This window comes from Pedobacter psychrodurus, assembly GCF_004331735.1.
GTDB classification, from domain to species: domain Bacteria; phylum Bacteroidota; class Bacteroidia; order Sphingobacteriales; family Sphingobacteriaceae; genus Pedobacter; species Pedobacter psychrodurus.
In genome coordinates this window covers 1-22,943 of record NZ_SJSO01000023.1, presented here as the reverse complement: position 1 = coordinate 22,943, position 22,943 = coordinate 1, and the positions used below count along the sequence as shown (strand labels likewise).

General features: G+C 38.1%; 17 protein-coding genes. 9 read left to right on the top strand and 8 right to left on the bottom strand.

Annotation, left to right across the window (positions count from 1 at the left end):
- The first annotated feature begins 103 nt into the window (after positions 1-103).
- From EZ456_RS20870 to EZ456_RS20850, 5 genes are all read left to right on the top strand, one after another.
- Entirely contained in the window at positions 104-4,276 is a 4,173-nt protein-coding gene (locus EZ456_RS20870; RefSeq protein ID WP_131533506.1) for an NACHT domain-containing protein, read from the top strand.
- An 18-nt stretch (positions 4,277-4,294) separates the two neighbouring features.
- Positions 4,295-5,065: a hypothetical protein gene (locus EZ456_RS20865; RefSeq protein WP_131533504.1), complete on the top strand. Its 771-nt coding sequence runs from the start codon at positions 4,295-4,297 to the stop codon at positions 5,063-5,065.
- A gap of 172 nt (positions 5,066-5,237) precedes the next feature.
- A complete protein-coding gene (locus tag EZ456_RS20860) occupies positions 5,238-9,146 on the top strand; it encodes a hypothetical protein (protein WP_131533502.1) in 3,909 nt (1,302 codons plus the stop codon).
- 45 nt (positions 9,147-9,191) lie between these two features.
- Positions 9,192-10,385 carry a hypothetical protein gene (locus EZ456_RS20855; RefSeq protein WP_131533500.1) on the top strand — a complete coding sequence of 398 codons (1,194 nt, stop codon included), beginning with the start codon at positions 9,192-9,194 and terminating at the stop codon, positions 10,383-10,385.
- A gap of 4 nt (positions 10,386-10,389) precedes the next feature.
- A complete protein-coding gene (locus tag EZ456_RS20850; RefSeq protein ID WP_131533498.1) occupies positions 10,390-10,977 on the top strand; it encodes a hypothetical protein in 588 nt (195 codons plus the stop codon).
- A gap of 173 nt (positions 10,978-11,150) precedes the next feature.
- On the opposite strand, the gene EZ456_RS20845 is transcribed toward EZ456_RS20850, so the two are convergent.
- The 4 genes from EZ456_RS20845 to EZ456_RS20830 form a co-directional block, all read right to left on the bottom strand.
- On the bottom strand, positions 11,151-11,351 hold the full coding sequence (locus tag EZ456_RS20845; protein ID WP_131533496.1) for a hypothetical protein: 201 nt from the start codon (positions 11,349-11,351) through the stop codon (positions 11,151-11,153).
- A gap of 18 nt (positions 11,352-11,369) precedes the next feature.
- Complete coding sequence (locus EZ456_RS20840; protein WP_131533494.1) at positions 11,370-12,893, bottom strand: hypothetical protein; 1,524 nt, start codon at positions 12,891-12,893, stop codon at positions 11,370-11,372.
- Between the two features lie 1,126 nt (positions 12,894-14,019).
- Entirely contained in the window at positions 14,020-14,982 is a 963-nt protein-coding gene (locus tag EZ456_RS20835; RefSeq protein ID WP_131533492.1) for a nitrilase family protein, read from the bottom strand.
- Positions 14,983-15,060: 78 nt separating this feature from the next.
- Complete coding sequence (locus EZ456_RS20830; protein WP_131533490.1) at positions 15,061-15,870, bottom strand: helix-turn-helix transcriptional regulator; 810 nt, start codon at positions 15,868-15,870, stop codon at positions 15,061-15,063.
- Between the two features lie 140 nt (positions 15,871-16,010).
- On the opposite strand from EZ456_RS20830, the gene EZ456_RS20825 reads away from it, so the two are divergent.
- Complete coding sequence (locus tag EZ456_RS20825) at positions 16,011-16,502, top strand: SRPBCC family protein (RefSeq protein WP_131533488.1); 492 nt, start codon at positions 16,011-16,013, stop codon at positions 16,500-16,502.
- Positions 16,503-16,600: 98 nt separating this feature from the next.
- On the opposite strand, the gene EZ456_RS20820 is transcribed toward EZ456_RS20825, so the two are convergent.
- Positions 16,601-17,299 (bottom strand): outer membrane beta-barrel protein, encoded by a 699-nt coding sequence (locus tag EZ456_RS20820; protein WP_131533486.1) that lies wholly within the window; start codon positions 17,297-17,299, stop codon positions 16,601-16,603.
- 151 nt (positions 17,300-17,450) lie between these two features.
- On the opposite strand from EZ456_RS20820, the gene EZ456_RS20815 reads away from it, so the two are divergent.
- Complete coding sequence (locus EZ456_RS20815; protein ID WP_131533484.1) at positions 17,451-17,945, top strand: DUF416 family protein; 495 nt, start codon at positions 17,451-17,453, stop codon at positions 17,943-17,945.
- A gap of 9 nt (positions 17,946-17,954) precedes the next feature.
- Here EZ456_RS20815 and EZ456_RS20810 read toward each other — a convergent pair whose 3' ends face one another.
- Together EZ456_RS20810 and EZ456_RS20805 are read right to left on the bottom strand one after the other, a co-directional pair.
- Positions 17,955-18,320, bottom strand: a complete 366-nt coding sequence (locus tag EZ456_RS20810) for a helix-turn-helix domain-containing protein (RefSeq protein WP_131533482.1) — start codon at positions 18,318-18,320, stop codon at positions 17,955-17,957.
- 22 nt (positions 18,321-18,342) lie between these two features.
- Positions 18,343-20,283, bottom strand: coding sequence for an LTA synthase family protein (locus EZ456_RS20805; RefSeq protein WP_131533480.1), 1,941 nt, complete (start codon positions 20,281-20,283; stop codon positions 18,343-18,345).
- A 401-nt stretch (positions 20,284-20,684) separates the two neighbouring features.
- On the opposite strand from EZ456_RS20805, the gene EZ456_RS20800 reads away from it, so the two are divergent.
- Complete coding sequence (locus tag EZ456_RS20800; RefSeq protein WP_131533478.1) at positions 20,685-21,362, top strand: response regulator transcription factor; 678 nt, start codon at positions 20,685-20,687, stop codon at positions 21,360-21,362.
- The gene (locus tag EZ456_RS20795; RefSeq protein ID WP_131533476.1) at positions 21,359-22,612 is read left to right on the top strand and encodes a sensor histidine kinase; all 1,254 of its coding nucleotides are present in this window, start codon (positions 21,359-21,361) and stop codon (positions 22,610-22,612) included. Before EZ456_RS20800 ends, EZ456_RS20795 begins: the two co-directional genes overlap by 4 nt.
- A gap of 118 nt (positions 22,613-22,730) precedes the next feature.
- Here the strand turns inward: EZ456_RS20795 and EZ456_RS20790 are convergent.
- Positions 22,731-22,943: IS3 family transposase (locus tag EZ456_RS20790; protein WP_165501389.1), on the bottom strand; the 213-nt coding region annotated here is incomplete at its 5' end.

The following is a 22,943-nucleotide window of genomic DNA, read 5'->3' as shown; positions in this document are numbered from 1 at the left end:
AAATTTTTAAATAGACTATTGTTTTTCTAATCTTAGAATAAATACATTAGCTTGCAGACTAGGTTATTTTAATCTGATCATTGTCCATTAGACCATTCATAAAATGAACTATAAAGCAATTAACACTCATCATTCCGCTCCGGACCAAGCTTTTGAAGCCTTATGTAATCAACTGTTCGAGCGTTGGCTGCGCCGAGAACATGGGGCAGATTTAATCGATTTTGTAGTGGTTAACGGGGATGGAGGCGATGGTGGTGTGGAAGCCTATGGTGAGATGAAAGATGGGAAATTTATCGGTTTACAGGCAAAGTATTTTACAGAAAAGCTGTCAACGACACAGGTGACAGAAATTGAAGGATCGATTGCAACAGCACGAAATGTGCGCAAAACATTGAAGCTTTATATTGTTTGCATACCCCGTAGTTTGACTAATATCAAAATCATCAATAAAAAAACTAACGCAACAGCTAAAGCAACGGATTATAGCAAAACCCAAGGAATTATCACCAGATCCAAAGCGCTTTACAAGGGCTTGAAAATTGTATTTTGGGGCGAGCATGAGTTGAATAAGGAACTTGAACGATTTGAAAATATAGGGACGCGTAAACTTTGGTTTGATAAATCCGTTATAGATTTTGAAAAGCTCGTTCACCGTCTCGATTTGTCCATGAAAGGCTGGCTTTTATCCAGATATGTTCCAGATTTACACGTGTCTGGATTTATCCAAGAAAGAATTGAAAAACATCTTTACAGTGCTAATTTCAGAACTCAGCTGGAGACCAAACTCAAAAAGGTCAACAGTAGCCTACAAGAAATCCAGACTCATATATCTGTCATCGAGAAAGAGCTTAATCAGGGTCTAGGTGCGGCGCTGAAGCAGAGCCTGAACAATTCCATCAGAATTATTGATAAAGGTATTTCAGCAGTAAACAAGGGCAAAATCGATTTGTCCCTACAGCTTCCGGATCGGCTCTCGACTGACGAGTTTTATCAGGATTTGAATAATATTGGCCTGCCGGAAACCTTGAAAAACGAGCTCCAGAGTTTGCAGTCTTTGTTCGCCAATGTTGATTTTAGGGAAGTGAAAGAAGATATCCAGGCCTCCAAACTGCGTTATCTTATCTTTTCAGGAAATGCGGGAACAGGTAAAACACATGCACTCTGCAATGCGACCGAACAACTCCTAAAGCACCAATACCCTGCAGTGATCATTCAGGCCAAAGATGCCGTCAGTAAAAGTCTTGGCAGCATACTCAAAGATGGCTTCTCGAGCTTTTCAGGTTGGGAAGAGGAAGAAATACTCTCCGCTCTGGAAGCCTTGGCACATGCCTGTGAAGTAGACCGGGCAGAAAAAAATAAAACATCTGCCCTTTTTGAGCCCATTAAAACAGTGATCTGCTTGGACGGTATCGATGAAGTCAAACGCATTGACTGGGAGAGATGGGTACCCATCATCAATTCACTGCCGGCCCAGATCGGGAAATTTCCGAGGTTGCAGTTTGTCATCAGCTGCCGCAATAGCTTTGGGGATAACGCAGAGCTGAGCAGAGATTTTCCAGCTAAATTTTACAAATTGCCACCGATCGGGGATGTAGACCATCGCGTATTATTCAAGAAATATGTAGATGCCTACAATGCCCCGGATGACCAATGGATAAAATTAAAACTTAAAAATATACTTGCCGTTAAGCTATTTTGTACCGAATACAAAGATCAGCGCGGCCAGGATATACCGCTGACAACTTCACTAACCAAACTAATCAAGTTACAGCTGCTGGGCATTCAAAAAGAAATCAATGAGGCTTATGGTTCCACATGGCGGGAGCAGGACCAGGTGCTGGATAAGACCATGACCCTAATCGCCCTATTGATTTTCGACCAACATCAAATGGAGCAGGAATTTACCGTCGAATATATCGCCAAGCGTATCTCTGGAATCAAAAAAAAGGAGGTCAGGAACATTCTGAATGCCCTGTGCGAACATGGTATCCTGCTGCTGGATAAGGTCCAACAACCCGGTACTATAGTCGATGAATATTTTTATAAGCCGACCTATGAGTCCATTCTTGAATTTATCCTGGCCAACCAGATTGTTAATGATTTTGTAAATCAGCAGGTTAAACAATATCCTGAAGAACTGAAGCAGCGCAATGAAATCATTGACATGGCTGCGGAGATCCTCATGCGTGACCATGGGATTACCCCAGGTACAGATGCCCTCTGGGGCAATCTTGGACAGCCGAAATTAAGGGAAATCACCCTAAAGAATATTCCTGAGGTACCTGAAATTGCGGAAACCTATATAGAGGAAGGTAAGCTCGAATTTAAACAGTCATTCCAGGGCCGCGATCAGATTTTTGAGGATTGGATCATGCAGTCACTGGGTGTCCCCAATGCCCCTTTCGATACGATGTACCTGCACGGGATTTTGGCTGGTTATTCCTCAACCTTCCAACGTGACCTTCTCTGGTCAGGGCCCGATTATGCCCAAGATGCAGATGGGATCCGCATTGCGGATCACTTAATTCATATTGAACTTGAGCTTACGCAAAAATTTGATGACCTGCCGCTGATTTTTGCCTGGAGCCTAACTTCCGTAGACAACTTGTATCGGGATTATGCCAAAACCCAACTAACCAATTGGGCTTATGTGAACCTTGCCGGCTTCCAGTCTATAATGGAACTCTTGTTTAATAAATATGACCCACAATTAGACGAAGATCTCGCTCTGATATTAATGGGTGTAGCCTCCTTACAATCCGTTCCTACATTTGAATATAAGAACCTTTCCGAATGGATCTTAGAACATGTATTTGCGCCCGAAGCTATCATTAAAATCAAAAATGCTACAATTAGACATGGCTGCCGCTCATTTTTGGAACGGGCACTAATGCTGGGCCAGCTGAATAATGCAGACCTTAAAAATGCAAGGCCCCCATATGTAAAAACTTTTGAATACCTACCCCTTGACATAGGAAAAGCAACAGGATCTGAAGATCAGCGAAAGCCAATTGTTGGGGATTTAGCATGGTATGTCATTAAGTACAGCTATGAGAAATTACTTAACTATGGCTCGGAATCCCAGAATTCTCCAACAAAAAAGTTTCTAACGCTTTACAATTCCCGCTTAAAGCTTAATCTTGGCCCACTGGAATTTGCGATATCCGCTGCCATCGCTTACATCAAATCGCTCGGATGGGAAGATACAGGCCTAAGCAGTTTCACAGGGGAATCCCACGGATCTTTAAGCGAAATTTCGACCTACCCAGAAAAATATACCTGGCTGGCTGTTAATCATATTAAGGGTTACCTCGCCGACTATCTTCCTTTTCAATCGGATTTTTCAAAAGATAAGATCCTCGACTACGGTAAATTTCTTACACTGAAAAATCCGGCTAATGATATTAAAAATAAAACACTATTTCCCGAGGTTCGATCAGCATGGATATTACCTAATGTGATTGCGAGTAAACTCCTGTTAACGGAAAACGATCACGTTGTACAGCTGAAAGCATGGGTAGAATCACCTGCTGACTTTGAACTCAAACCATGGTATGAAATAACTTCTTCCACCTTAAAATTAATGGCAGATGTTGTCCCTCGCAAAAAATGGCTGGTATTGGACAATGATACCACTGTTATTGAACCCAATGGTTATGGTAGGGTAAGTTTCAAAAGCAAGGCCTTTCTAATCAAAGAATCCCAGTTTGATGCACTGATTAATACAACAAACCAGCCGGACTTCTATAAAAAATCTGATTTCAAAATTGACTACCTGCACGCCACTCCGGACGTGGACTTTTATATCTCACCCATTGATGCCATTTGGATGAAATGGATTGAGGAGGATGACCCCTTAGCGGAATATAGTGGCTATGACGCGATGGCGGCCATTTCGAAGGTCACAACAACGGAAAAACATGCGGAACAAACCTATATTATGCCAGCCAAACAATTGCGGGAATGGTTGGCAATTACCAGTGGCAACGGTAAGGTTTTACTGAATAACAAGGGAGATATTGTTGGAGTTTTTAGTGAAGTTGGCGAAAGTTTTTATGACCATCAGCAAATGTTACTGGTTGATCAGACCCTGCTGAATAAAAAACTGAAACAACATGGCTACAAAATAGTATGGTCTGTATTTACTTTTAAAACTGCAAAATTTACCGGCCAGGGCAACCAGGAGACCTACCATCAGGATTGCGAATTGTCGCTAGTCTGGAAGGACGGCAACGACTTTAAACAAAACCGATATCACAAAGGGTACAACCGTTAACATAATGGCTTTTACTACATGAACAATTCTGAGAAAGAGTTACCTGAAGGTAGCATTTTAACTTTATTCCGTGGCGACAGCATTTATAACACCAAGACCAAACCGGGCAGTTATCGATCCGAGGGGCTGACTTCAAGCGCCTTTGGCGCTGGCTCGGATCCACAAAACATTGAGAAGAAAACGTTGCTGAGAACCATTAAAGAGCATATCGACCACAAGAAAAAACTTGAAAAGGTTTATTTTAGGATATCTGATTACCTGGCCTTTTCGGAATCGAAATCCCGAGCAATGGAATGGGCATCGGGAATGCAGCCGGAACTTTTACAGCCTTGCACGGAAGCCTATACCGAAACCAGATACCTGTTTGAAATGAAAATTCCACACCCCCTGCTTCGAGAGATTAGTACCGGGATTTATGAATTCAGGTTCAGCTGTAATACGACGCTGAAAAGAGCAAATTCACCTGGTGAAACTGCTTTTGTTCTCAACAACCTCTTTCAAATGCAGATATGCAGAATCTGCGAGAGTAAACATCCCTATCACAGCCTAATTCTGATATGTCCAAGAATGTTGCTTCAAGAATTATCCGATAATCCCGATTTTGTCAGAGCCTACGAATTAACCAGCAAGGATTTGGAATGGTTGGTCCTACCCAATGACCCAATTAATTTTGGCTTGAGAGGCACCAGAATCCAGCCTGCTGACTTCTGGCAAGCGGACTGGTTTACCATAGCCGGCGAACCCGCGAGAGATCCGATGGTCTTTTCGTATGAAAAGTCAAGCGATTGAAGATGCTCCAGGTCCTAAAATAGCCTTATTAATTGGTCTAATACAGCTCGAGTCATCCAGGTATTGCGGAGTTATAACAATATGAGAATTGGAAATTCCAGTGATATTTTTGGTAATTTAGTCCTTTAACGAAAATAATTTTAATTAACTATCTACCCTTCGATAAACTAGGATGAAAATAAAAAATGAGCAAAGCGAGTTATCCTTACAATATCTTCAACTATTAGCAAAAAAAAGAACTGGCGGCGCAATCAATTTGCGCGGGATAAATTTTCAGGTTTTATATTCTGTTTCTAAAATTCTCGACCACTTACAAAACGATGAAACAGGAAATCATATTCGTCTTGAAGGGATCGAGGATCTTGATTTGAACATACCCCAACTAGAGCTGAATTCGTGCCAATACATCCAGCTGAAGACCTCGCAAAATAGTTTGAACGCTTCTACTTTTTGGGCAATGGGTGTCCTTCAAAATTTCTTGGAGGTCTACGCTGCTGACTCCACCAGCCAGTTTAAGCTTGTGCACAACATGAACATCAAGGAAGACAGTTTAGCGGCCCTTGCTCGTGGGACAATAGCTGGGACAAATCTTAATTATTGGACAGAACGGCTCAATACTATAACTGCGTCAAAAAGCGTGGACTTAGAAAGTTTTCTAAAAAGCATTTCTTTTGAGCAGATTAATATAGAAACCTTGATGAAGAGGATTCTGGATGATCTACGGGGCAAATGGAATGTTAATCTTGGAACAGAAAGTATCTTTTTGCGAAGCTTGTTCTTTCATGTTTTCAATTGGTCTATTGAACGCAAATGTATTTTTCATAATGATCTGGTCACCTTATTTACTGAGGTGAGAGACGCTTTTTCTAAAGCTCCAGTAAATGAAGCGCTCAAAAACGAATGGCTTAGCGAAATATCTTTTACCCAACAACCAGCTACCAATTTAGATGACTACTTTGATGGTAAAGCATGTAAACCTGTTCACATTACAAATGGATTACCTGCCAGACGCAAGAAATGGGAAAAAGAAGTGTTCGAAAGTCTTGAGACTAATGACATCACCCTCATCAGATCATCCAGTGGTCAAGGTAAATCAACGATCGCATGGCAGGTCAGTCACCGCCTCAATCCAATCCATCACGTTTACCAATTGAACAGTTGCAACAATTGGGAACAGGTCAACTCCCTAATTGAACTACTTACAGTCAAAGTTCAACAAGGCCAACTTCCAGTTGTTGTAATTGATGGCTTGTCCGCCCAGATCAAAGACTGGGGAATGCTCGCAGACAAAACTTCCGGCCTACCGGTTAAATATCTACTAACCAGCCGTTTCGAGGATTGGCAAAGGTATGGAGCGGATCTTTCTAAACTTAGCATTCAGATTATTGACATTTTTTTGACCTACGTGGAGGCTAAGGACATATTCTTGCAGCTAAAATCTAAAGGGAAACTCAGTCCAGAAATCAATAGCTGGGAACCTGCGTGGGAAGTTATACATGAAAAGGGTCTATTAATTGAGTATACTTTTTTACTAACCCGCGGCCAAATGATTCACGAACGCTTGGCTCACCAGATTAAAACTCTGAATCAAGAAGATTCGCCATTAGCCAAAATAGAAATTTTGCGCATCATCGCAGTAGCAGATTGTTTACAGCTCTCCATTGAGACGAAGAAACTGCTAAAATACATTAACGACAACATCGGTTTTAGCTCTGACAGGCAACACGTACTCCAAACATTGGAGAATGAGTATTTTGTAAACTTTAACCATAAAAACGTAATTGGTTTACATCCTGTTCGTTCTCAGCATCTCACAGACTTACTTCATCAATTTGTGGGCATAGACGAAACACTTATAAAAATTTATCCACTGATTCAAAGTGAACTTAAGTATGACTTTTTCATCAATGCACCGTTAATACTTCAGGCCGAAGAAGCGAAAGTATTCTTTGAGCACTTTGCTGAATACCTGTCGAAAGGTGACTATGCAGAAATGGTCACAGCACTTGATGGAGTGATTCATAGTGAACCACAACGGTATTGGCTTAATAATCGTTTAGTCTTTGATGCCGCATTTGAATCAGGAGGTATCGACCTGTTCATTATGAACAGTATTCCTTTTCTCAATTCTGATCTTTTCGAAAATCTTGCAGACACTTTGCCGCCTGATATGCAGGCTGCGCTAAACCACCTGCTTGATAAAAAGAAACAACTCAGCACGTTTAAATTAACTGACACGGATGTTTACAAATTTGCTACGGCGCTTGCGACAGCAATCAAAAGCCAAGACAGCAAAAATAAATCATTCATCGGATTGGAATTCCTGTCCTTATGGTTTAAAAAGCTAGAGATAGAGTTCAATATCGATCTGAAAATTGAACCAGAACAAATGATCCGTTTTTTACAAGATATGGATTTTCAGCAGGCCAGAGAAATTTTCAGTACTTTAAGGATTAAAGAGCCTGTTCAATACGCGAAGTTCCTGAAGAGTCATAAAAGTCACATTTTAAGTTATTTAAAGATCAAAACTGATACACCTACACTGTATGAGGATGGAGATAACTTGATCATGGAATATATACTGTCTGGTGATGACGTTCAAAAAGCAAATGATCTTAGCGTGAACCGTATTAGCGAAGTTTATAGCTTTTTACCCGGATATCAACGCTACTGCACTGATGCCATCATGTTGCCTTTTCCTAGTGCAGATTTAATCTCTGCGGTATTGCAGACTGCTCATAAAGAGATGCCACCCGAGAACATCACCAATAATTTTGATGTGCATTTGAACCAAATTTGGATTTCTGTCATATCCGACAACTATAAAGCGGATTCAGCTTATGAATGGCAATCACACCTTGTTGAGTTCAGAAAGGTAAACCTGCAATATGTTAAAAATGTTTCCAGATACATTGAATCACTTTTAGAAGGGAGAAGAGAAAAAGCAAAAACACATGCCATTCAAATTGACTCTATTAGCAAAACTTTAAATTTACAATACGCTTCCTCAAAAAAATATCCAAACTTCGAAAGAAAATCTTTTAGGATTGGAAAATTCTCCGAACAAGAAAAAGCTGTGAAAAGCTGGCTATCTGCTCTGTCCAATGTGAGAGCACAGCTTGTGAATTTATTTACAGCAGAAGATCAACAGAAGCAAAATCTCGTCCTGATAAATTTCAAAGATGCTCTTTTTGGCCTGAATGATATGCAACAGGCATTTAAAGATATTGAAAACGGATCTTTTTCATATTTCCGAACGGACGAGCTAGTTAAAAGCGAGATAGAGCAGCATTACCAATTGTATCACAGCATGACGTACTATATTGCACATATACCCCTGGAGACAAGAAAAGCAGTTCGCGTTGGAAAGCTTGCGGTTTCAGAATGGTGGAAAACCCAGGAAAATAAGGGCGTTTCCGCTTTGAGAGAAATATTGAAAAATCTGACTGCAACCAGTGATTTTAAATTTTACCCACCAGTGAGGTTGAAAGAAACCTACACGTTAACATATGCAACTTTTGCTGTTGAAGGAAGTGATTTAAGTGGTTCTGAAACAATGCAGTCCCTTCTGATACTGTTGGCACCCTTAGCAGATTTGACTGCGGATTTCTTTACGATTGTTCGTGTGCAACAAGGTGTTACCATTGGTGCATTTAGGGTACAAAAAGAATTTTTCATACAAATTCAACGCATTCTGGACGGATATGATGCAGACCTTGCTGACCTTACCCCGCTTCTTCAGATTCCTGATCAGGAAATGATTATGGACATACCAGGAATATCCCTCCCACAAGTGAACGTCAACCGAGATAAAGAAACACTGGTATTATGCCTGTTTGATTTATGGAAAATAATCCAATATAGACATAGAATTGACCAATCGTCTGAAACTGAAAAGAACTGGCTAAATAAAGTGGTATCAGATTACAGGTCAAAAATTAAATCGCACTTAAAAACAATAGCCTGCAAAAAATCCGATTATCTTGGGTGGATCAGCTGGATAGAAGATGGATTAGTTGATGCCCCTGATTACACCTCCTTTGAAATAAACGAAAAACTCCTGGAAATAGCTGTTGAATGAAACATGTACGCGAGTCAATTCCAAGAACTACTTAAATTATAAAAAATGTTCCAAAAAATTTGTATAAAATCCAAAGAAAAAGATACTCAGAAAGTTGATATTTCTTTCTTGCTCGACAGTATGTTGTTCTATGGTAAAGTCATAGTATTAGTGCACAAAGAAGAACTCATTACTTTATTAAGATACTTTGGAGAAGATTTTTTAACTGAATTAATTACTTCTGGACGCATTGAATTAAGGGTGAGAGAGAATATACTAGGTTCGATGTCTTTCCCAGGTGACAAATATGGTATTGGTCTGTTTGAAGGCAAAGGTAAAAGCTATTCAACTATACTTTATGAGGCTCATAGAGAAACTGTTAGAAATAGTGCTAGCAATCAAAAATTTTCAGACCATTTTTCTAAAATCACACAACCTTTTCAATATACTCAAGACATAACTGAACAAATAAAAGCTGACTTCGAAAATGAGAGTCTGTTAAAAAAGCTGCTCCCAATTTATATAAATGCAAGGCTTCCACAGTTTCAGCTTCCAGACGAGTTATCAATAGAAATCATAAAAGATAATTCTTTCGGTCCTTTTGATGCCTATACCCTGAATACCAATATGGACATTATAAAATTGAATGAATTGAGCAAGGAAATGAAAGGTGATGATCATCATGATTTCAATTACAGCGGATTCCTATTGGCGCTCTCTGAATCCCAGGGCGACATTTTTATTGCCTCACACTTTGAAAGCGAACTTGTAACAAGCAAGCTCTATTCTGATTTCATTAGTCAACAACTTGAAGACTTGATTCGACGAAGATCAAAAAGTGAAGAAAATCTTCACTTATTTGGTGAATATATTCTAGAAAATTGCCATTCAATTGGCGATGCATTTATGAGCGGTATGATTTCTAAAAAAGAGCTATTAGAAATCTTGGAAACGGCCGATAAATTTAGGGACTGGTTGTTAAAAATACCGGAAGACAAAAACATAATTTGGGAATACCATAAGGCCGTTTCGGAGAAAACAATAGCAGACAAATTGCCAACAAAAGCAACAAGATTTGTGATTTTCGAAGGTATCGGAATCGCACTGGATGTTTTGGGTGCTGGCGGAATCGGTACAGCAGTTGGCTTAGGGCTATCTGCTGTCGATAATTTTTACCTGGACAAATTAATTGGAGGTTGGAAGCCTAATCAGTTTATCGAAAAGGATCTAATTCCTGCAATAAAAAAACAAGAACAATAATCTGATGGATATAAACAATCTTTTAAGTGGTTTCTTAGGTGCAGTCATTGCCTTAATTTTAGCCGAAGGGTGGCGTCTAGGATTAATGGCTTGGGAAAGAAAGAAAAAGAGGGAAATTTTTGTGGCCTATATCAAGAATGTAATAAAACCGGGCCTTCAGGCCTATATCAAAGACACGTTAGCTTTGAAAACAGATATCCAGACATATCCCAATCATGACACGATCTACAACCATCATAAATTTAATATGCTACCATCGTTGAATGCAGACATTTTCAAAGAACTTGGCTTTAACGAGCTATATTTTTTAACAAAAGACTTCGACCTGCACGAAAAGGTTATCGACATCTATCATTGTATAGATTATCTAAAGGCTACGATGCCTTACGAAAGCCATCAAAATTTTATTGATCAATGTGATGCTCATTTTAAGGAAAAAGGCTGTAAGACTGTAGATGACCTAATTGCTCATGCAAAAGACTGTGTGACAATTAACGATATAAAATTAGTAGCGGATGGCAATTTGAACTTGCGATTAGATTCCGCAAAATCATCCTTGCTAAGCTGCGAGACAATAATGGAGAGAATCTAGTTTTAAATATGCTAGTCCTACAAGTTTATTATTCAAACTTTTTCGAGTAAATATCCCTTAAAACAGCAACTGGCCTTCTAAGTATTGCAATGGACTCCCTTCTTCCCCGGATTCTGAGGGGTTGAGCATTACATTTGAGTTCAGCATCTGCCAATAGCAGTCATCATCAGAAACTATTTGCAGTTCATCTGACTGCAGCTTTTACCTTGTTGCCAATCCAATAGCGTTAAGCCCTGAACTGAAGCAAATTTGATGGCCTCTGCTTGCGTAAGCTGACCCCCACAAAATTTAGAATCGGAAGCTGGAGCGTAGAAACAGGCAGCCCCTTTATTATCCTTTTTAAACTGGGCGAGTTTTTCTTTGAAATCGAGCATAATGAATAAATTATTTGTTTATAAAAAAATACTATTAAACGGAATCCCGATCTTGATCCCTAACTGATGACGATCATAAAACTGTGTTTTTTCATCTTTTTCAACATTCAGCACATCTGAAAAATTCAAGAATAACTGGAGGTTAAGAAATGAAGTAGCTTTGTCTTTATTGAGCAAGCTAAACGTAACCCCTGTTCCTATCATCCAATCGGGTTTGTATTCTATTTTTGTGGGATTGTCTTCGAAACCAAATTTAGCTGTAGAATAAAGATTGAATGAGGTCGACTGTTTAACATTTAAATATTTAGACCAGTGAACCGCAGCATTATGGCTGAACGTCTCCACAAGCGGCCCCTCAAAGGCCTTCGTTTTAGAAATAATTTCCCGCTTTACGCCATTTTCTTCTTTTGTGATGGTATTTACTACCTCTTTGGGTGTTGTTCCATCAAAATTATTGTCGTTGCTGATATAGTACCCCCATTTAAAAAAATAGCCATTCTTACCATTGCCGTCTGCTCGGCCTGACTGGAAATAATTGCCGCTAAAACCTACAGACCAGGTGCTAAAATTTTTTTCATCAAGCTTTTCAGTGACCAAGGTATTGGCAGTATACATTTTATATGTGTCGCCACTTAAACTGACGTCTATATCAAACCACTTGACTTTAAAATAGTCCCATTTTATATCTTTCGTTTCTATTGCCAGCAACTGTGCATACGTGTTGTCAATTACATTAGCGCTATCCAATTTAACTTTCTCCGTCTCAAATTTCCGGAAGTCTATTCTCAATAATGTCAACGCATTATCGGCATCCTCTCTAGATTTTATTAATGAAGCGATGGTCTGGTCGGGTAATTCTTTAAATTGCTTATCCAGAATTGAACGACGCTTGTTAAGTTCATATGCGGTTCTCTCATTCTGGTGTAATAATTTAGCCTTCAATTGTTCTGGAGTTAGATTCGTATCTAAAAGAGGTATGTTTTTATCCTTAAGAAATTTGACCTCATCAGAAATTAACGCAAGCCTTGCCAGCTCTAAACTATCAATGATGTCCTTTTTTTTGTCGATAATCAGCATGTCCAGGGCAGCAATAGTTCTGCTGAACTTTTCAATTTTTGTGTTAAATTCATTTCGCTTGATTGCTACAGATGCCGTAGGATCCTTCATCGCCATATTGTAATCTTTATACAGATAGCTCCGGTATAATTTGGTGGTCGTGCAGTTGAATTGAGATTCGTTCACATACTGTGTTTTTCGGGACAGGAAAGATGCTTTGAGCTTGATTCCTGTCCCGCTGCTGGCATTTTTATTTTCAAAAAGGGAAGAAATACCATCTGAAACACCTGCTTTGATATTTGCAGAAAGCACCCAGCGAATAGGATCGGTTTCTTTCGTTTTTTTGAAAGGATTGGCAAAAGAAGCATTTAAAGCTATTTTAGTATCTTCCTCTGAATATTTCAGGGAGGCATAATTCCCGATTGCAGGCAAGCCCTGTTCGTCAAGCGTGATTTTCGAAAGATCCTGCCGAATTAGTCTGTTCATCGAATAGGTAGAAATGAATTGAGAACCCTGGTAATACTGCTTCTTTAAGTCACATTTTTGCCCCAGATCTTTACAATAGCAAGAATCAGAAAGGAAGAAAACCAATTCGTTATGGCGATCAATAATTTTCTGCCTTGTTTTGGTAATGGTTGATTTTGGTGCATTTTGCGCATTTGTGGGCTGAAAGTAGAAAATAAAAAGCGCCACCAGAATGACAAGTAGAGTTAATTTATTCATTTTGAGAGATTTATATTACTAAATCTAAGTCATGAAATGGTTATTTGCAAATGTTTTGAAAAAAAATTAACAAATTTTAATATACTTACTAGAAAGTATTAATGAAACATACAATTGGAAATTAAATTACAGGTAATCATGGAAACCAGTTAAGTTGCGTATTGAAACTAACAGCAAAAAATTTTGCAAGAAACTAATCTCTACAACGCTTTACTACTTTCCTTTAGAAACTATTCAGAGAGAAAGTTGAAACATTAGAACTAAATGAAGATTGGTATAATTGTTTTGTTCAATTGAACCCAGTGCCGGAGTCGAACCGCAAATTGATTAGTAATTTAAAATCCTTTTCATTTTTAAAAATAATGATTATATTTATACTATAGCAATTGCAGCTAAAACGTATCGAAAAAAATGGTGAGAGATTAGGTGAGTGAAAATCTAAAACCGCAGAAATACTATTTAAACGCTGATTTTTGCACCAGGTGCAAATCCCAGCGGGATCACGAAAAGCCTCACAGAAATGTGAGGCTTTTTTCGTTTAGACCATTATCATTAGCGCTTTAGTTACCGTCAATACCTCTGGTATTTTTATCATTTATATCAAGCGGAGCTTAAAATTATTCCTAATTTTCTAAAACAGAAAAATTAGACGGTTACCGATGATGGAACAATATCCAAATGTTGACCTATATCGACGGGTTGTTCAAGCAAAACTTTTCATCGATAAAATTATCCTGAAAAAAATAAATCTTCGCTACATTTCTGATGAAGCCTGTTTTTTTAAATAAATTAAAATTTTAATAATCAATCAGACAGCATTTTAATGTTGCCTGATTGATTTGGATAGCTGTAACGGAGGTAAGCATCAATGCTAAGCTTCATTTTTGTTTTACAGATCGATATTTTCCTTTTTAAGCCAAGAAACCTGTTGATTGCTTTCATGTACCTCGCCTATTATATCTTTATATAGCTCAGGTTTTCTGGCTTGGATATATCGGTATCCCCCAGCAGCTGTAAGTGGGGCGGGACTTAATTCTGCTATCACAAGTTCATTATTTAAAGACCTGCATTCGGCCATGATATCACCAAAAGGATCGATAATCATCGAACATCCATTTTTAAGTTGATCGTAATCCATTCCAATTGGATTGGCAAAAATGGCATATATTCCATTGTCGTAGGCTCGGGCCGGTAACCATTTCATTAGCCATTGGCGGCCTTTTAATCCATCAAATTCAGTACGTAATAAATCACTATTTTCCTCCTTGTTTTTCCAAAGTTTAGCGGCTACAAAACCTGCTCCAGGTCGGGTAGAGGGTGTGCACATGGTTACGTGTGGCATAAAGATAATTTGTGCACCCAGCAGTGTGGTAGCCCTCACGTTTTCGATAATGTTGTTGTCATAACAAATCAGGATACCACATTTCCAGCCATAGAGATTGAATACCGTAAATGCAGTGCCTGGTGAAAGATGAGGGTTTATGAATGGATGCAGCTTACGGTGTTTGGCAATTAAACCTGTTCCGTCTACACAAACGTAAGCCTTAAATAGGTTATCGTTTTCGTCTTTTTCGAATAGTCCGGCAAGAATAGCGATATTGAATTCTTTGGCAAATTCGATTAACTGCGTAACGCTTGGGCCTTGAGGTACAAATTCTGCGAGCTCAAGCATCTGTGGTTTAGAAAGATGCCTCGCAAAGGTGTAGCCTGTTATTGAGCATTCGTGGAAGGCAATTGCCTGCGCACCTTGGTTTGCAGCTTGTTTGGTTAGTTGCTTAATTACAGAAAGGTTATACGCTTTATCGCCGCTTTTATTTTCGAACTGTGTCGTGGCTATTTTGAAATTTTTCATTTTAAAGGTATTTAATGCTAAACTGTTCAAAGCTAACTAGTGCAACCCCGAAAAATTTGTATAAAACCGACAAAGATATTAGTGAACAGGCATGAGATTTATCGCCAGCATTTGGGTTGTGTCTTTATAAAGGGTAGGCGTAAACCCGGTCATTTTTCTGAAATTATGGTTAAGGTGGGCATGATCATAATAGCCAGATTCGTAAATCAAATCAGCTATTTTCTTTTTATGAGGCTGTTTTTGAAGCAATTTTAAGAAGTGCTGAAACTTAATCGTATCGGCAAAGCTTTTAGGAGAGGTGCCAATATGTTCACGGAATTTACGTTCTAACTGCCTTTCGGTCATGGGCAATATTTTGAGTAAATCTTCTATGCTAATTATGCCCTGATGCTGATAGATCAGTTTCATTGCCATCCTAAAATCGGCTGTCAAGTGCCTTCGCGAAGTCACACGTTTTAATAAGAAATTTTCAATAATACCAATGGCGGCACCTGTTGTTAAAGCTGTAAGAATTTGTTCTTGTAAGTTGCGGGCTTCCTGTCCAAACAAATCTTCCAGCGGTATGGTATGATCATTTAATTCATAAGCTGCGGTACGAAAATGGGTAAATAGGGCATAAGGTTCTAAAACCACAACGATCATCTTCAAATTGCCATTAGCAACTATGGTATTGTGATGAGTGAGTTGACCATAAACAAAACTTTGGGGCTGAAGCTGCGCGGTTAGATTTTCTTCATCACACTGCAAAAATGGATCTTTTAAATGAAAAACAATGCCTGGGTTACCATCAGAAAACATCCGGTAACACTGCTGTGCACTGGTTTTTTGATCTATAATTAAATAGTGTTTCACCAATCCCTGAAGTAAATGCTGAGGAGGTAATTGCATATTCACAAATGTAGCAGAATCGTAGCAATTTGTCCAGTTCTACCCGCTATAATGTCCGCTACGCATCCTATCAATTAGCTGTCAGTATGTTAACTTTGGCATATAATGTTATTTCTTAAGTTTTTAAAACAAGTAGAGCCATGGATAATCAAGATTTCACAGCTACCATTTTGGTAGATCAAAGCCCTCAGGAAGCATTTAAAGCAATCACCAACCTTCGGGCATGGTGGTCGGCCAGTATTGAAGGGGCGACCAACGAACTTAACGCTGAATTTATCTATCACTATCAGGATGTGCATTACTGCAAAATGAAATTGATTGAGTTAATTCCTGATCAAAAAGTAGTTTGGGAGGTAATGGATAACTATTTCAAATTCACTACCGATAAAAATGAATGGATTGGAAGTAAACCTACTTTTACGGTTTCGAAAAAAGGTAATCAAACAGAAATTACATTTGTGCACGAAAGTTTGGTTCCACACGATGAGTGTTTTGAAATCTGTAAGGAGGCTTGGACGAATTACATCACCAATAGTTTATATAATTTAATTACAACCGGAAAAGGGCAACCTAATGTTAAAGAAGAAGACAGTTTCAACGCAAAACTGGTTGAAAAGTGGAAGTTGGGATAATCTTATTCGCTTATAGGTGCAGTGGCAATCGGTCTTCAAAATATGAAAACTAATTGCCTTTGCTGCCATTATTTAACTGGTGCTGAAATAGGAGTGCCCTAATAATCCAGTTTATAACCTATGGAGATGCCAAAACCGGTATTCTTTAATTTACCGCCCTGTTTTACCCCACCATATTGTGGTTCTAAGTTTGCTAATCCCGTTTGGGCATTAAACTGAATGGAAAGTTGATTGAAAAACTCGTATCCAACCAAGAAATTGATGCCGTAATCGAGCGGTTTACCATATAAATATGCCTCATATTCTCCATCAGATAAATCTTTTCTGAATATAATTTTTCCAACGTTAGTGCCCACTACATCTCCGATCTGGATATTGGTGTCTGATCTCCATGTTCCACCGGTTCCATAGGCGATATAAGGTCCTGCACCTAAAATGAGATGTCCTACTGCTAGCTTTGGTTTATATAGTAAATTAACAGGCACTTCTACATAGGATGCCGTAGCCCTGAAATTGGTGCTGTAAGCAAAACCATTTTGTTGTTTAAAACCTTTTGTTGAATAGAGTACACCCGGCTGAAGATAAAAATCATCTGCTACTAAAATTTCTACATTAGCCCCTACATGAAACCCGGGTATAGATTGTGTTGCCATTTGATGACCATCGTTGTCTTTCATGATTACATTGCTGAGATTCATGCCAGCCTTGATGCCGATTTTTGTTTGTGCTTTAACAATATTGAACTGTAACGTTAATACCGCGAGAAATAGTAAGAGTGATGATTTTTTGTTTTTCATGTAAGATAGATTTTTGTACTTACTAAGATATAAATATAAAATCAGGGGTGAAGAACGAAATCAGGGGACCGATTTGAAAGTTTTTATTATTTGTAATAATCTTAATCCTTAAGAATGTAATTTTGTCTCGATTAATCGCATAACCCAAATAATGGATTCTACCCAATTTTACGAACGCCTGAGCGATCAATTATCACTTCTATCTAAGGATCGGCTTATTAATTTTGGCGTAAATATCTGCGAAAGGCTTTTAGCTGATTATGTCGATTTTTACAATGAGTTTCACTGGGGTGATCCAGAAATACTAAAAAAAGCCATTCAATACTGTAAAGATTCAGTTTCTAATACCTCAGACGAAGAAAAAGTGAATCTGCTTTTAGCCGAATTGGAAGAAGTTTTGCCAGATATAGAAGAGTTTACCGATCCGCTGGGTAGTTACGCACTAAACGCTGGGTGTGCTGTATTTGAACTTTTAGAATTCTTAATTGATCCTGAAATTGACCATTTGCTCAACATCAGTAGTGCAATAACCGATACGATCGATTTTAAATTGAGCGAGCAGGAAACCGATTTAAGTGATGAAGAATTATTGAATCACCCAGAAATGCTTAAAGAGAGGAATTACCAGCTAGAGCTGAGTAAATAGGTGCTAAATTTATAATTCCCGCAGATTTTCTAAAGTGGCAATAATTTTCTTTTGGCTTTTAATGGTTTCGTCATAAAGTTCTAGCAATCTGTTTTTTTCTTTGATTAAAATTTTTAGCTCGTTAAGTTCCTGGTCACTTTGTGCAGCGGTATCAATTTCAAACTTTGTCAGATCTTCATCTTTACGATAGTATTCGAAAAAATTAATACCAAGCGCAATAGAAATCCGGGTTAAGATATCGGTATCTATCGAGGCCGATTTGAGTATAGTACCCACACGGTGTTTACTAACGCCAATTTCCTGGGCAAGTTGTTCCCTGCTTATGGATTTTGCTTTCATCTCTTTCCAGATTATCAAGCCAATATTTATGCCCATGGTTTATTTAGTTAAGCTAATATTATTTCTTTTTAGATTCGAAGCCATACAGGCCATTTTGATACAGGTAAGAAGCCATTTGATAATTGGAAATCGCTTCGTTGATCAATTTCTGATCTGTTGGTATAGTTACCGCATTTCCAGTAATAAAATCTGGCCTATAAGTAAATGCTTTTTTATTGGAGTTGAGGATAACCAATTTGTTATCTTTAATGTAACCTAAGCTTTGATAGGTGCTTATAAAAGCCCTTTCATCGCTGTCTTTCATTTTAAACACATCCTGACCGAAAAACTTACTGTCGTAACTGAAATTCAGGTAACTCAAAATGCTTGGACCGATATCAATCTGTGCGGTTAGTTTCCCGAATTTGCCCGGTGCAATGTGCCCTGGACTGTAAAAAATCATTGGGATGTGGTATTTATCTACCGGTAACTCTACTTTACCTGCACTCGAAGCACAATGATCGGCTACAATTACGAATAGGGTATTCGAAAACCATGGTTTCTGTTTTGCTTCGCGTATAAATTTACCAATAGCGTAATCGGTATATTTAACTGCACCTTCTCTACCTGTATGCGATGGGATGTCAATCCTTCCTTCTGGGTAAGTATAGGGACGGTGGTTCGAAACCGTCATAATCTGTGCGAAAAAGGGTTTCTTGTCTTTATAATCTTTATCCAGTTCTCGTAATGATAGCGTGAATAAATCTTCGTCGGCAACACCCCAGATATTCGAATAATGAATTTCTGAATCCTGTAATGCACTTCTATCTGTTACCTCATAACCATTGTTAGAAAAGAATTCGTTCATATTATCAAAATACCCATAACCACCATAGATAAATCTGCTGTTATAGCCTTTTGAACGGAATATGCTGCCTAAAGTGAAGAGGTTTTTATTATCGGGGCGTTTTACGATCGATTGCCCTGGAGTAGGCGGGATGCAAAGTGAAAGTGCTTCAAGGCCACGTACCGTGCGCGTTCCTGAGGCGTACAGGTTATTGAAAAGTAGGCCTTTTTTGGCGAGCGAATCGAGTTGAGGTGTAATGTGCTGGGTATTGCCAAATGCAGATAAAAACTCTGCACTTAAGCTCTCTACGCTAATTAGTACCACATTCATTTTGTTTTCGATGCCTGCGTTATTAATGGTTCTTGACGTATTTTTAAATGCTCCGTTTTTGGCAATAGGATCTTGTTGAAGGAGATTGCTCAGAATAGATTCAGCACTTTTAATCGGGATCGTTTTGTAAAAAGTATTGTAATCGAGCTGATTATTCCAAAAAGCAAATCCGAAATCGTACATGCCGTTGCCCGAAAGCTCGTTTACATATTGGTTTTTGCTCAGGTATTTTAATTTATGGCTCACCCCAAAATAGGTAAGCACAGGCAGGCACAAAAGTACCAGTGCAATTTTTGTCCGCTTGCCAAAACCGATTTTAGTGGTGGTAGATGTTGTGATTGGTTTTCTTATAAGATAAACGATTAGCGCTGTGATGATCACCAAACCAACCATAATGCTATTAATTGGGTAAGATTGGCGGATATTTCCAATAACCTCCGTGGTATACACCAGGTAATCGACCGCTATAAAGTTATAACGGACCGAAAATTCCTCCCAAAAGAACCATTCTGAAATGGCATTGAAGATTAGCGTGAAAACAACAAAGAAAAAATAGATGAACAATAATATCTTGTTTAATTTGCTGCCGTACGATTTAGATGGGAGCAACCATAGGTAAATTACAATTGGAATTACCGCAAAAGATGCAGCAGCAAGGTCATAAAATAGACCAATAACCAGAATTTTAAGTAGGTTAAGTATCGACCAATCAACAGATGATGCACTATAAATTAATAAAGAGAGCCTCGTAATCAGCGATATGGCACATAATAGTACTGTAACTAAAAAAACTGGTCCAAATCTATGATTGAGTAATTTATTTGTTTTTTCTTTAATGCTCATAGTTAATGATGAATCCAATTTTGAATTTGACTTGCCAGGCGTTATAGTTGGCGAAGGTAAGTTTCAATTCTGAAGGAATTCTGAAGGTTTGGTTAGGATTTAAAGGTATCATTTAAGTATTGTACTTAACAATTTACTAATATTATGCTCATTGTAGGCTGTAGTAGGTTATTGCTTTGAAGATTAGCTTCTAATATTTATTTAATAAAATTGAAACTGATCAATCTAAACTCAATAACAGTACTTTATACTACAGTTTTTCTTCAGAATTGACTGATAATATTGCGATGTTTATTTGGCGATAGATATAGGGATTTAACCTAACAGGTTTGGAAAGGCGTTTTTAACTTTCCGGTTTAAATGATTACTTTATGTACAATTAATTCACAAATTAACAAGCAATGAAAATTTTAGTCATTGAAGATGAACAGGCTTTATTAGAGAGTATCCTTGCCTATTTTACCGGAGAGGGTAACATTTGCGAGCATGCTTCAGATTTTGCTGCTGCAAATGAAAAAATATCACTCTATAGTTACGATTGTATTCTTTTAGATTTGGGCTTGCCTGGTGGCGAAGGACTGGAATTATTAACCAAAATTAAACAACTAAAAAAAAGAGATGGTGTATTGATTATTTCTGCCCGCCATTCGTTAGATGATAAACTTGCCGGGCTTGATTTAGGGGCCGATGATTATTTAGTTAAACCATTCCACTTATCAGAACTTAAGGCCCGGGTAAGTGCCATTGTGCGTAGAAAGAATTTTGATGGCAACAATATTATTCTTTTCAACGAGATAACCGTGGATGTTTCAGCGATGAAAATTACCGTTAAAGGCAATCAAGTAATGCTCACCAAAAAAGAGTTCGATCTATTGGTTTATTTTCTTTCTAACCGCAATAAAGTGGTAACTAAAAATGCCATGGCCGAACACCTTTGGGGAGATGAAATGGATATGTCTGATGATTTCGATTTTATTTATACCCACGTTAAAAATCTCCGTAAAAAACTACTCGAAGCCGGATCAGCTGATTATCTTCATTCTGTTTATGGAATTGGCTATAAATTTGGCGATATATGAAACTCTCCTGCCGTTATAACCGGGCAAATATTTTAACCTCCATCGTCGTATTAATTATTACAGGGATTATTTACTATGTTGTAATCCATTTTATTTTAACAGAAAAATTAGATCGTGATTTAGCGGTCGAAGAGAATGAAATTAACCAATATGTAAATACTTTTCATAAACTTCCTTTACCTGCAAGTTATCTCGATCAACAGATATCTTATAAAGCCCTAAATGGGACTGTTTCTGAAAGAGAATTTCTAAACACGATTTATTTTAACCCGAAAGAACGTGAAAATGAACCTGGTAGAAGTCTGATTACGGTTGTACACTTAGATAGTAAAACCATTGAGGTAACGATAACCAAATCGAGGGTAGAATCAGAAGACCTCATTAGAATCATCCTTTTAATAACGCTTGGAATTACGGTTGTTTTGCTCTTATCCTTATTGCTGATCAATAGATTTGTACTGAACAGGCTTTGGCGTCCTTTTTATTCTATTTTGAACGGAATGAAATCTTTCGAGGTAACGCGGATGGAAACAATTGAGCACGAACCAACTAAAATTGATGAGTTTAACGAGCTAAATAAATCTGTAAATGCAATGGCCAAAAGGGTACGGCAAGATTATAAAGAACTTAAGAGTTTTACCGATAATGCTTCGCATGAAATGATGACCCCCTTGGCCGTAATCAATTCTAAATTAGATTCTTTATTGCAAACGGAATCATTTACCGCGCAACAAGGGTCGCTGCTGGAAGATATTTACTATGCCACAGGCAGATTATCAAGATTGCATCAATCTTTATTGTTGCTGGCCAAAATTGAAAATAACCTGATCCCCGATTTTCAGCATATCGAACTCAAAGAAATGATAGAAGCAAAAAGCCGCCAGTTTCAGGAGTTATTGGAAAAGGACGGACTGGTGTTAACTGAAAAACTTGTGCCTATAGAGATCAAAATGAGCAGGTACCTTGCTGATATTTTGCTGAACAATCTTTTTAGCAATGCGGTACGGCATAATGTAAGTGGTGGGCACATTCATATTAAACTGGATGAGCAGGCCCTAACCATTTCCAATTCAGGGAAATCCAGTCATTTACAAACCAAAATTTTCGATCGTTTTTCAAAATCTGTAGATTCAGAAGGGTTGGGTCTGGGTTTAGCCATAACCAAACAAATCTGTAACCTTTATGGCTTTCGTATCGATTATCATGAAGAAAGTGGTGAACATGTTTTTACTGTTTATTTTACTGACTAATCTGCTCATTTTTTTACGCATCGTTATGAGGTTGTGGAATTGCAATAGTCTACTAGAGATTTTTTGTTGTCATATTATTATTTTTATTGAGAAGCATTACTTTAGATTTTTTTCTTTTTTAAGCTGCGATTTTAGGGTTTATTGAGCTGTTTGCAAACTCTAATGGCGATAAGTACCCCAAAAAAGAGTGTCTTCTTTTTCTATTATACCATACCTCTATATATTCAAAAATGGCTAAACTGGCCTTCGATCTTGTTTTATATATCTGCTGGTATATCATTTCTGTTTTTATAGTTTTAAAGAAACTCTCTGCAACTGCGTTATCCCAACA

Bases quoted from the DNA above. Each gene is read 5' to 3' on its own strand.
- EZ456_RS20870 (WP_131533506.1), top strand. From the start codon at position 104: ATGAACTATAAAGCAATTAACACTCATCATTCCGCTCCGGACCAAGCT.
- EZ456_RS20810 (WP_131533482.1), bottom strand. From the start codon at position 18,320: ATGGGCATAAATATTGGCTTGATAATCTGGAAAGAGATGAAAGCAAAA.
- EZ456_RS20840 (WP_131533494.1), bottom strand. From the start codon at position 12,893: ATGAACAGACTAATTCGGCAGGATCTTTCGAAAATCACGCTTGACGAA.
- EZ456_RS20820 (WP_131533486.1), bottom strand. From the start codon at position 17,299: ATGAAAAACAAAAAATCATCACTCTTACTATTTCTCGCGGTATTAACG.
- EZ456_RS20865 (WP_131533504.1), top strand. From the start codon at position 4,295: ATGAACAATTCTGAGAAAGAGTTACCTGAAGGTAGCATTTTAACTTTA.
- EZ456_RS20795 (WP_131533476.1), top strand. From the start codon at position 21,359: ATGAAACTCTCCTGCCGTTATAACCGGGCAAATATTTTAACCTCCATC.
- EZ456_RS20860 (WP_131533502.1), top strand. From the start codon at position 5,238: ATGAAAATAAAAAATGAGCAAAGCGAGTTATCCTTACAATATCTTCAA.
- EZ456_RS20805 (WP_131533480.1), bottom strand. From the start codon at position 20,283: ATGAGCATTAAAGAAAAAACAAATAAATTACTCAATCATAGATTTGGA.
- EZ456_RS20825 (WP_131533488.1), top strand. From the start codon at position 16,011: ATGGATAATCAAGATTTCACAGCTACCATTTTGGTAGATCAAAGCCCT.
- EZ456_RS20855 (WP_131533500.1), top strand. From the start codon at position 9,192: ATGTTCCAAAAAATTTGTATAAAATCCAAAGAAAAAGATACTCAGAAA.
- EZ456_RS20830 (WP_131533490.1), bottom strand. From the start codon at position 15,870: ATGCAATTACCTCCTCAGCATTTACTTCAGGGATTGGTGAAACACTAT.
- EZ456_RS20850 (WP_131533498.1), top strand. From the start codon at position 10,390: ATGGATATAAACAATCTTTTAAGTGGTTTCTTAGGTGCAGTCATTGCC.
- EZ456_RS20845 (WP_131533496.1), bottom strand. From the start codon at position 11,351: ATGCTCGATTTCAAAGAAAAACTCGCCCAGTTTAAAAAGGATAATAAA.
- EZ456_RS20815 (WP_131533484.1), top strand. From the start codon at position 17,451: ATGGATTCTACCCAATTTTACGAACGCCTGAGCGATCAATTATCACTT.
- EZ456_RS20800 (WP_131533478.1), top strand. From the start codon at position 20,685: ATGAAAATTTTAGTCATTGAAGATGAACAGGCTTTATTAGAGAGTATC.
- EZ456_RS20835 (WP_131533492.1), bottom strand. From the start codon at position 14,982: ATGAAAAATTTCAAAATAGCCACGACACAGTTCGAAAATAAAAGCGGC.